Origin of the sequence: Streptomyces sp. E2N166 (assembly GCF_003671715.1) — a bacterium.
Lineage (GTDB): Bacteria > Actinomycetota > Actinomycetes > Streptomycetales > Streptomycetaceae > Streptomyces > Streptomyces thinghirensis.
This window is the reverse complement of record NZ_RAIF01000032.1, coordinates 510,860-519,373: the sequence shown is the minus strand read 5'-3', so window position 1 is coordinate 519,373 and position 8,514 is coordinate 510,860. Positions and strand designations below refer to the sequence as shown.

Annotated in this window: 9 protein-coding genes, 1 pseudogene and 1 riboswitch; of the genes and pseudogenes, 6 read left to right on the top strand and 4 right to left on the bottom strand. The window is 71.6% G+C overall.

The genetic code is table 11. The features are described 5' to 3' along the window. A partial coding sequence (locus tag EBH09_RS29480; protein ID WP_193776604.1) for an NAD(P)-binding domain-containing protein occupies positions 1-1,279 on the bottom strand: 1,279 nt, incomplete at its 3' end. A 193-nt stretch (positions 1,280-1,472) separates the two neighbouring features. On the opposite strand from EBH09_RS29480, the gene EBH09_RS29475 reads away from it, so the two are divergent. Beyond that, positions 1,473-1,841 (top strand): metalloregulator ArsR/SmtB family transcription factor, encoded by a 369-nt coding sequence (locus tag EBH09_RS29475; protein ID WP_121749954.1) that lies wholly within the window; start codon positions 1,473-1,475, stop codon positions 1,839-1,841. Positions 1,842-1,851: 10 nt separating this feature from the next. On the opposite strand, the gene EBH09_RS29470 is transcribed toward EBH09_RS29475, so the two are convergent. From EBH09_RS29470 to EBH09_RS29460, 3 genes are all read right to left on the bottom strand, one after another. Next, the gene (locus EBH09_RS29470; protein WP_121751065.1) at positions 1,852-2,916 is read right to left on the bottom strand and encodes an ArsO family NAD(P)H-dependent flavin-containing monooxygenase; all 1,065 of its coding nucleotides are present in this window, start codon (positions 2,914-2,916) and stop codon (positions 1,852-1,854) included. Between the two features lie 187 nt (positions 2,917-3,103). Then, positions 3,104-4,213, bottom strand: coding sequence for an ACR3 family arsenite efflux transporter (gene arsB / locus EBH09_RS29465; RefSeq protein ID WP_121749953.1), 1,110 nt, complete (start codon positions 4,211-4,213; stop codon positions 3,104-3,106). Beyond that, positions 4,210-4,518, bottom strand: a complete 309-nt coding sequence (locus EBH09_RS29460; RefSeq protein ID WP_121749952.1) for a metalloregulator ArsR/SmtB family transcription factor — start codon at positions 4,516-4,518, stop codon at positions 4,210-4,212. Before EBH09_RS29460 ends, arsB begins: the two co-directional genes overlap by 4 nt. A gap of 92 nt (positions 4,519-4,610) precedes the next feature. On the opposite strand from EBH09_RS29460, the gene EBH09_RS29455 reads away from it, so the two are divergent. The 5 genes and pseudogenes from EBH09_RS29455 (at position 4,611) to EBH09_RS29435 (ending at position 8,498) form a co-directional block, all read left to right on the top strand. Next, positions 4,611-5,024, top strand: coding sequence for an arsenate reductase ArsC (locus tag EBH09_RS29455; RefSeq protein ID WP_121749951.1), 414 nt, complete (start codon positions 4,611-4,613; stop codon positions 5,022-5,024). Continuing rightward, a pseudogene (locus EBH09_RS39315) lies at positions 5,021-5,122 on the top strand (FAD-binding protein); the annotation flags it as partial. The gene EBH09_RS29455 and the pseudogene EBH09_RS39315, both read left to right, overlap by 4 nt. A 184-nt stretch (positions 5,123-5,306) precedes the next feature. Continuing rightward, a riboswitch (cobalamin riboswitch) is annotated at positions 5,307-5,503 on the top strand. Positions 5,504-5,545: 42 nt separating this feature from the next. Beyond that, positions 5,546-6,580, top strand: a complete 1,035-nt coding sequence (locus EBH09_RS29445; protein WP_121749949.1) for an ABC transporter substrate-binding protein — start codon at positions 5,546-5,548, stop codon at positions 6,578-6,580. Further along, positions 6,577-7,641 (top strand): iron chelate uptake ABC transporter family permease subunit, encoded by a 1,065-nt coding sequence (locus tag EBH09_RS29440; protein WP_121749948.1) that lies wholly within the window; start codon positions 6,577-6,579, stop codon positions 7,639-7,641. The genes EBH09_RS29445 and EBH09_RS29440 overlap by 4 nt, the downstream gene beginning before the upstream one ends. After that, on the top strand, positions 7,638-8,498 hold the full coding sequence (locus EBH09_RS29435) for an ABC transporter ATP-binding protein (protein ID WP_121749947.1): 861 nt from the start codon (positions 7,638-7,640) through the stop codon (positions 8,496-8,498). Before EBH09_RS29440 ends, EBH09_RS29435 begins: the two co-directional genes overlap by 4 nt. Positions 8,499-8,514: the final 16 nt, after the last annotated feature.

The following is an 8,514-nucleotide window of genomic DNA, read 5'->3' as shown; positions in this document are numbered from 1 at the left end:
GCTCGTCGAACAGGCCCGCGCCGCCGCACACGCCGGTCTCCGGCAGGGTCAGCTCGACGCGTTCGGCCGCCTCGTGGTCGCCGGCGAGGGCGGCCGTGATGGAGCGGACCTGCTCGTAGCCGGTCATGGCGAGGAAGGTGGGGGCGCGGCCGTAGGACTTCATGCCGGCCAGGTAGACGCCCTGTTCGGGGTGGGAGAGCTCCTTGACGCCGTGCGGGTAGACGGTGCCGCAGGAGTGGACGTTCGGGTCGATCAGCGGGGCGAGTGCGGTCGGGGCCTGGAGGCGCTCGTCGAGGCCGAGACGAAGCTCGGAGAGGAAGGAGAGGTCGGGGCGGAAGCCGGTCAGGGCGATGACCTCGTCGACCGGGTCCAGGCGGCGGCCGTCCTCGGCGACCAGGACCAGCCGGTCGCCGTCCCGTTCGACCGCTTCCGTACGGAAGCCGGTGACGGCGCTTGCGTACCCCTTCTCCACCGCCGCCTTGGCGCGCAGGCCGAGGGCGCCGCGGGCCGGGAGCTGGTCGGCCTCGCCGCCGCCGTACGTGGCCTCGCCGATGCCGCGGCGCAGGATCCAGACCGCGTGCGTGTCCGCCTCTTCCCCGGCCAGGTCGGCGAGCAGGGCGAGGGCGGTGAACGCGGAGGCGCCGGAGCCGACGACCGCCGTACGCCTGCCGGCGTAGCGGGCTCGGACGGCCGGGTCCTTGAGGTCGGGTACGCGGTAGGTGATGTGCTCGGCCGTCTTCTTCTCACCGAGGGCGGGGATACCGTTCGCGCCCATCGGGCCGGGCACGGACCAGGTGCCGGAGGCGTCGATGACGGCGCGGGCGGTGATCCGCTCCTCGCCGCCGTCCGCCGTCTCGATGTGCACGGTGAAGGGCTGCTCCTCGCGGCCCGAGTCGACGATCCGGTCGCGGCCGGCACGGGCCACGCCGGTGACCGTCGCTCCGTAGCGGACCTTGTCGCCGAGGATGTCGGCGAGCGGCTGGAGGTACCGCTCGGCCCAGTCGCCTCCGGTCGGGTACGTCGTCCCGTCGGGGCGGACCCAGCCGGTGGGGGCGAGCAGTTTCTCGGCGGCCGGGTCGGTGACCTCGGCCCAGGTCGAGAACAGGCGGACGTGCGCCCACTCGCGCACGGCGGTGGCGGCGGACCGACCGGCCTCCAGCACCAGGGCTTCGATGCCGCGCTCGACGAGGTGTGCGGCCGCGGCCAGGCCGACGGGGCCGGCGCCGATGACCACGACGGGCTGCTGGTGGTCGGTGGTGGGCACGCTGGTGTTGGACACGGCGACGACACTCCCTTTTGCTTCGACATCTGTCGATCCCTTGCGAGACCAGCATGGCACCTGCTTCGATGAGCGTCAACATAGACATCTATCGAAACTGCAGATACGAGCAATCCGAGGGGGTGGGCATGGAACACGTCGACGTGGCGGTCATCGGTGGAGAATCTGGTTCGACGTGTGTCAACATAGACGTATGTCGAATGCCAAGGCACTGCCGCTTCTGGAACCATCCGAGGCCCCCGCCGCCGCGGTGCCGTGCTGCCCGCCGCTGAGCGAGCGCCCCTTCACCGCCGAGGAGGCCGAGCGGACCGCCCGCATGTTCAAGGCCCTCGGCGACCCGGTGCGGCTGCGGCTGTTCTCGGCCGTCGCCTCGCACGAGGGCGGCGAGGCGTGCGTGTGCGACATCTCCGACGTCGGCGTCTCGCAGCCGACCGTCTCCCATCACCTGAAGAAGCTCAAGGAGGCCGGCCTGCTCACGTCCGAGCGGCGCGGCACCTGGGTCTACTACCGGGTCGAGCCGTCGGTGCTGGCGGCGATGGGCCAGCTGCTGGCCGTCCGGTAACGCACGCGGATCACCTTTCGCCGGCGAGACGCCCGGCGATCTCCCGCGCCGCGTCGCGGGCCGGCCGTCCGACGCCGATGAGCGTGGCGGAGGCGGGGCCCGTCCAGTCGCCGTATCCGAGGAGGTGCAGCCGGGGTTCCGCCACGGCGCGCGTGCCCTGGGTGGCGATGTGGCCGCGCGGGCCGCGCAGGCCCAGGGGGGACAGGTGGGAGAGGGCGGGCCGGAAGCCGGTGCACCAGATCACCGCGTCGGCGGGCGCCCGTGTGCCGTCGGCCCGGACGACGCCGTCGCGGTCGAGGCGGGCGAACATGGGCGACGCTTTCAGCCGCCCGGCGTCCCGGGCCTCGCGCACGGGCGGTACGGCGACGATGTCCCCCAGGGAGGCGACGCCGCCGGTGTCGGTGCGGCCCTCGTCGAGGGCGCGGCGTCGGGCGGTGGCCGCGTCGAACAGGGCGCGGCCGTCGATGTCGTCGGCGAGGTACCGGGGCGGGCGCTGGGTCACCCAGGTCAGTTCGGTGTCGTGGGCGAGGTCGGAGGCGATCTGTGCCCCGGAGTTGCCGCCCCCGACGACGATCACGCGCTGGCCCGCGAAGTCCCGCGGTCCGCGGTAGGAGACGGTGTGCAGTTGCCTGCCCTCGAAGTCCCCGCGGCCGGGGACGGCGGGGAGGAAGGGACGCCACCACGTGCCGGTCGCGCTGATCACCGCGCGTGCGTGCCACGTGCCGGAGTCGGTCTCCACTCGCAGCAGCCGGCCGTCGTCGTGCACGCCGATCACCCGGACCGGTCGCCGCACGGGGAGGTCGTATCGCTTCTCGTAGTCGCTCAGGTAGTCCACCACGTGCCCGGCGTCCGGGTACTCCTGGCCCGGCTGCGGTGGCATGAGGCGGCCGGGGAGCGAGGAGAAGGCGGCCGGGGAGAACAGGCGGAGTGAGTCCCAGGTGTGCTGCCAGGCCCCGCCCGGGGTGGCCTGGGCGTCGAGGACGACGAAGTCCAGGCCCTGGCGGCGCAGGTGGTAGCCGGCGGCGAGCCCTGCCTGGCCGCCGCCGATCACCACCACGTCGGTGCGCTGTGTCATGCCGCCCGTGCCGCCGCGCACGTGGTGCACCGAATGGTGCGGGCCGTGACCTCGCCGGGTCCTCCGAGGAGGGGTCCCCCACGCTTGACGCGACCGGCGACGAGCGTGCCCTCGTGGCAGACGGCGGCTCCGTAGTCGTGGCAGACGCCGACGGCTGTGCTCGTCGTTCCCTGTGCGCGGCAGTGCATCAGTAGTCCCTGCCCTCGGTGGTCAGAGCGGACGGGGTGAACTTCTTGCGCCAGGCCAGGGACACGTAGACGAGGCCGATCAGTACGGGCACCTCGATGAGGGGTCCCACGACGCCGGAGAGGGCCTGGCCGGAGGTGACGCCGAAGGTGGCGATGGCGACGGCGATGGCCAGCTCGAAGTTGTTGCCGGCGGCGGTGAAGGCGAGGGTGGCCGTGCGGTCGTAGGCGAGGCCGATCGCCTTGCCCAGCAGGAAGGTCCCGGCCCACATGACGGCGAAGTACACCAGCAGCGGCAGTGCGATGCGGGCGACGTCGAAGGGCTGGGAGGTGATGGTCTTCCCCTGCAGGGCGAAGAGGATGACGATCGTGAACAGCAGGCCGTAGAGCGCCCACGGGCCGATCTTCGGCAGGAACCTGGACTCGTACTTCTCGCGGCCGAGCCTCTTCTCGCCGATGCGTCGGGTGAGGAACCCGGCGAGCAGTGGGACGCCGAGGAAGATGACGACGTTCAGGGCGATCTTCCACATGGAGATGTCCAGGTGCTCACCGTCGCCCAGGCCCAGCCAGCCGGGCAGCAGGTCGAGGTAGAACCAGCCGAGCAGGCCGAACGCGAGGACCTGGAAGACCGAGTTCAGCGCGACGAGTACGGCCGCGGCCTCGCGGTCGCCGCAGGCGAGGTCGTTCCAGATGATGACCATGGCGATGCAGCGGGCGAGCCCGACGATGATCAGGCCGGTGCGGTACTCGGGCAGGTCCGGCAGGAAGATCCAGGCGAGTGCGAACATCACCGCCGGGCCGACGATCCAGTTGATCACCAGCGACGAGGCCATGAGTTTGCGGTCGCCCGTGACGGCGTCGAGCTTGTCGTAGCGGACCTTGGCCAGGACCGGATACATCATGATCAGCAGGCCGATGGCGATCGGCAGGGAGATGCCGCCGATCTCGACCTTGGCGAGGGCGTCGTTCAGGCCCGGGACGGCTCGGCCCAGGCCGAGGCCGACGGCCATGGCGACGAGGATCCAGACGGCGAGGAAGCGGTCGAGCGTCGACAGCTTCGCGACGACGGAGGACTCCTCGGTGGTCGTCGCGGGCGCTTCGGTGCGGGTCACGGACAGGCCCTCTTGTTGTCGGCGGCGTTGCGGGCGGACTCGGCCAGGTCGGCGAACTGACCGGCGAGCGAGGCGATGACGTCCGGGCGGACCCTGTAGTACGTGTAGCGGCCGCACGGCTCCGTCTCGACGACACCTGCCTCGCGCAGCACTCTCAGATGGTTGGAGAGGTTGGTCTGCCGGGCACCGGTCTCCTCCACGAGGTGGGTGGTGCACAGCGTCTCTTCGGCGAGCAGGGTCACGATCCGCAGCCTGAGCGGGTCCGCCAGAACCCGGATCAGGTCAGTGTCGACTGACGTCATCATGTACTGATACTTTCACATCAGTGGTGGCTGACACCACCGGGTGCTGAAGTCATTCGCGCCTGATGCCGTCGCGAGACAAGAGAGACCTCCTGATGTCCGACAAGCCCTCCGTGCTGTTCGTCTGTGTCCACAACGCCGGCCGCTCGCAGATGGCCGCCGCGTGGCTGACCCACCTGGCCGGGGACCGCGTCGAGGTCCGTTCCGCCGGCTCCAACCCCGGCGAGAACGTCAACCCCGCCGCCGTGGAAGCGATGCGCGAGGTCGGCATCGACATCTCCGCCGAGGTGCCCAAGATGCTGACCGTGGACGCGGTCAAGGAGTCCGACGTCTGCATCACCATGGGCTGCGGCGACACCTGCCCGGTCTTCCCCGGCAAGCGGTACCTGGACTGGCAGCTGGCGGACCCGGCCGGCCAGGGCGTCGAGGCCGTCCGCCCCATCCGCGACGAGATCAAGGTGCTGGTCGAGGGCCTGATCAAGGAGATCGCCCCGGAACCGCAGGCATGAGCGACGCCACCGACGTGCGCGACGTCATCGTCATCGGCTCGGGCCCGGCCGGCTGCACCGCCGCGCTCTACACCGCCCGCGCCGGCCTGGACCCCCTCGGATCCCGTCGGCCTGCGGTCACGCCTCGGGACCCCGGATCAACGAGTCCTGCGGTCCAGGACCCCTGGCGTCCGCATGAGGAGGTCACGGTCATCCGGGGCACATCAGAATCTCCCTCCGCCCCGAAGTGGTTCATCGACGGGGCATGTCGGACCACGTGAGTAGTGCTGTGGTAGCTTCCGGACGCCAGTCGAACTCGTGAGCGTGGCTGTACACGTGCACGAGTCAGGGAATCCGGTGAGAGTCCGGAACTGACGCGCAGCGGTGAGGGTGACGGGCGGGGCAGCAAGCCACTGGACGACGGTCACGGCCGGGTCCGGGAAGGCGTTCCGCCGGGGCGATCCCGAGTCCGAAGACCTGCTGGCGACCGAACGTCCGCACGGACCCCGCGTATGGGTCCTGACGCCTAGGAAGCCGCCACCGTGCACTTGTCACGTCCCGCCCGTTGTTCCGCCCTCCTCCTGACCGGGTCCCTGCTGCTCACCGCGTGCGGTTCCGGCTCCGGCTCGTCCGCGAAGTCCGGCGGCTCCGATGCCGGAGCCGTCACGCTCGACAACTGCGGGCAGAAGGTGACGGTCAAGGCTCCGCCGCAGCGGGCCGTGTCCCTGAACCAGGGCACCACCGAGATCCTGCTCTCCCTCGGCCTCGCCGACCGCATCGCGGGAACCGCGACCTGGACCGACCCCGTCATGAAGGGACTGGAGAAGGCCAACGCCGAGGTGCCGCGGCTGGCCGACAACCAGCCGTCGTTCGAGCGGGTCCTGGACACCGAACCGGACTTCGTGGCGTCGTCCTTCGCGTCCACCCTGGGCAAGGGCGGTGTGGCTCCCCGCGAGAAATTCGAGGAGCTCGGCGTGCCGACGTATCTGTCGCCCGCCGACTGCGAGGGCAAGGACAACAGCGGCGACGGCGACGGTTCACGGACGAAGCCCCTGGCCATGGAGACTGTCTACGGCGAAGTGCGGGAGCTGGCCCGGGTCTTCGGCGTGGAGGAGCGTGGCGAGCAGCTGGTCGGCCGGCTGAAGAACCGGGTGACGAAGGCCGCGTCCGGGATCCGCGCAGAGAACACCACTGTTCTGTACTGGTTCGCGAACCAGGAGTCCCCCTACATGGCGGGCTGCTGCGGCGCGCCCGGCATCATCACCGACGCGCTCGGCGCGAAGAACGTCTTCGACGACAGCACACAGGAATGGCCCCAGATCAACTGGGAGACCGTCGCCGACCGCGACCCCGACGTGCTTGTCATCGGCGATCTCACCCGCAAGTCACAGACCGCCGAGTCGGCCGCGAAGAAGATCGCGTTCCTGGAGTCGAATCCGGCGACGAAGAACATGCAGGCGGTGAAGGAGAAGCGGTACGTGCTGCTCAGCGGGCAGGCCATGAACCCGACGATCCGAACCGTCGAGGGCGTGGAGAAGGTGGCCGCGGCGCTGCGCGCGTACGGGCTCGGCGGATGACCACCGCCCTGCGGTCCTCACCTGTCCGCCAGACGCGGGGCGCCGTCCGGGTGCTGCGCGGCGTGGCCGGCCTGGGCGGCGGGCTGGCGGTGCTCGCCGTGTCCGTCGCCGTGGCCATCACCATCGGTCCGGCGGACATCGGGGTGGGTGACGTCTGGTCGGTGGTCACCTCCCGCCTGGGGTGGGGCACTTCGGATCTCACCGCGATCCGCGAGGGCATCGTCTGGAACCTGCGGCTGCCGCGCACCCTGCTCGCCGCGGTGTGCGGGGCGGGCCTCGCGGTGTGCGGCGCGGTGATGCAGTCGCTGCTGCGCAACCCCCTCGCCGACCCCTTCGTCCTGGGGGTCTCCTCCGGGGCGTCGACCGGCGCCGTCGCCGTGATCGTGCTCGGCGCCGGGGGCGGTGTCCTGTCCGTCTCCGCCGGCGCGTTCGTGGGCGCGGTCGGCTCGTTCGCGCTGGTGCTGCTCCTCAGCCACACGCTCGGCGGGACGACGGACCGGGTGGTCCTGTCCGGAGTGGCCGCGATGCAGCTGTTCTCCGCCCTGACCTCGTTCGTGGTGACGACGGCGGCCGACGCGGAGACCACCCGGGGCGTGCTGTTCTGGCTGCTCGGGTCGCTCAGCGGGGCGGACTGGACCGAGGTGGGGCTCTGCGCGGCCGCGCTGGCCCTCGCCCTCGTGCTGTGCCTGGGCCACGCACGCGCCCTGGACGCCTTCGCCTTCGGCCAGGACGCCGCGGCCACGCTCGGGGTCTCGGTCGCCCGGACCCGGCTGGTACTGCTGTGCGTGACCGCGCTGCTGACCGCCGCACTGGTCAGCTCGGCCGGTGCCATCGGCTTCGTCGGCCTCGTCCTGCCGCACGCCGCCCGCGCACTCGTCGGCCCGGGGCACGCCCGGCTGCTACCCGGCACCGCGCTCGCCGGGGCGGTGTTCCTGGTGTGGGCCGACACGCTGGCCCGTACAGTCCTCGATCCCCAGGAGGTGCCGGTGGGCGTGGTGACCTCACTCGTCGGCGTCCCGGCGTTCGTCCTGGTCCTCTATCGCACGAGGAGGATGCGATGACGGCCCGCACACAGCGGGGGGACGACGGCGCCCGGCCGCCCGCCGTACCGGGCCCCGCCGTGAAGTCGCCCGCCGGATCGCCTGCCCTCGTCGCCGACCGCGTGAGCCGCACCCTCGGCGGACGGCTGATCCTCGACGGCGTCAGCCTCACCCCCCGGCCCGGATCCGTGACCGGCCTGCTCGGCCCCAACGGCTCTGGGAAGTCGACGCTGCTGCGACTGCTGTCCGGCGTCCTCGCCCCCACCTCCGGCGTCGTCACCCTCGACGGGCGTCCACTCGGCGACTGGGGCCGCCGCGCCGTGGCCAAGCGCGCAGCCGTCGTCGAACAGCACGCCGACACCCTCGTCGAGCTGGCCGTTCTCGACGTCGTACGCCTCGGCCGCATCCCGCACCGACGCGCCTGGGCCTCCGCCACCGAGGCGGACGAGGAAGCCGTACGCACGGCGCTGGAGCGCACCGGCCTCACCGACCGCGCGGACCAGCCCTGGCACACGCTCTCCGGCGGCGAACGCCAGCGCGTGCAGATCGCCCGCGCCCTGGCCCAGGAGCCGCGCGAGCTGCTACTGGACGAACCCACCAACCACCTCGACATCCAGCACCAGCTCGACCTGCTGAACCTGATCGCCGAACTCCCCGTCACCAGCGTCGTCGCCCTGCACGACCTGAACCTGGCGGCCATGTACTGCGACCAGGTCGTCGTCCTGCGGGACGGCCGGGTGGTCGCCGCCGGCCTCCCGGGCGACACGCTGACCGAGCCCCTGATCGCCGACGTGTACGGCGTGCGCGCCGAGGTCACCCGCTCCGGTCCCGCCGACCGGCCCCACATCCGCTTCCTGGGCACGGTGGCCGCGAACTGACGGCGGCCCAGGAACG

What these genes read in the sequence shown, in the direction of transcription:
- EBH09_RS29475 (WP_121749954.1), top strand. Translation starts at nt 1,473, where the DNA reads ATGTCGAATGCCAAGGCACTGCCGCTTCTGGAACCATCCGAGGCCCCC.
- EBH09_RS29470 (WP_121751065.1), bottom strand. Translation starts at nt 2,916, where the DNA reads ATGACACAGCGCACCGACGTGGTGGTGATCGGCGGCGGCCAGGCAGGG.
- EBH09_RS29460 (WP_121749952.1), bottom strand. Translation starts at nt 4,518, where the DNA reads ATGATGACGTCAGTCGACACTGACCTGATCCGGGTTCTGGCGGACCCG.
- EBH09_RS29455 (WP_121749951.1), top strand. Translation starts at nt 4,611, where the DNA reads ATGTCCGACAAGCCCTCCGTGCTGTTCGTCTGTGTCCACAACGCCGGC.
- EBH09_RS29440 (WP_121749948.1), top strand. Translation starts at nt 6,577, where the DNA reads ATGACCACCGCCCTGCGGTCCTCACCTGTCCGCCAGACGCGGGGCGCC.
- EBH09_RS29435 (WP_121749947.1), top strand. Translation starts at nt 7,638, where the DNA reads ATGACGGCCCGCACACAGCGGGGGGACGACGGCGCCCGGCCGCCCGCC.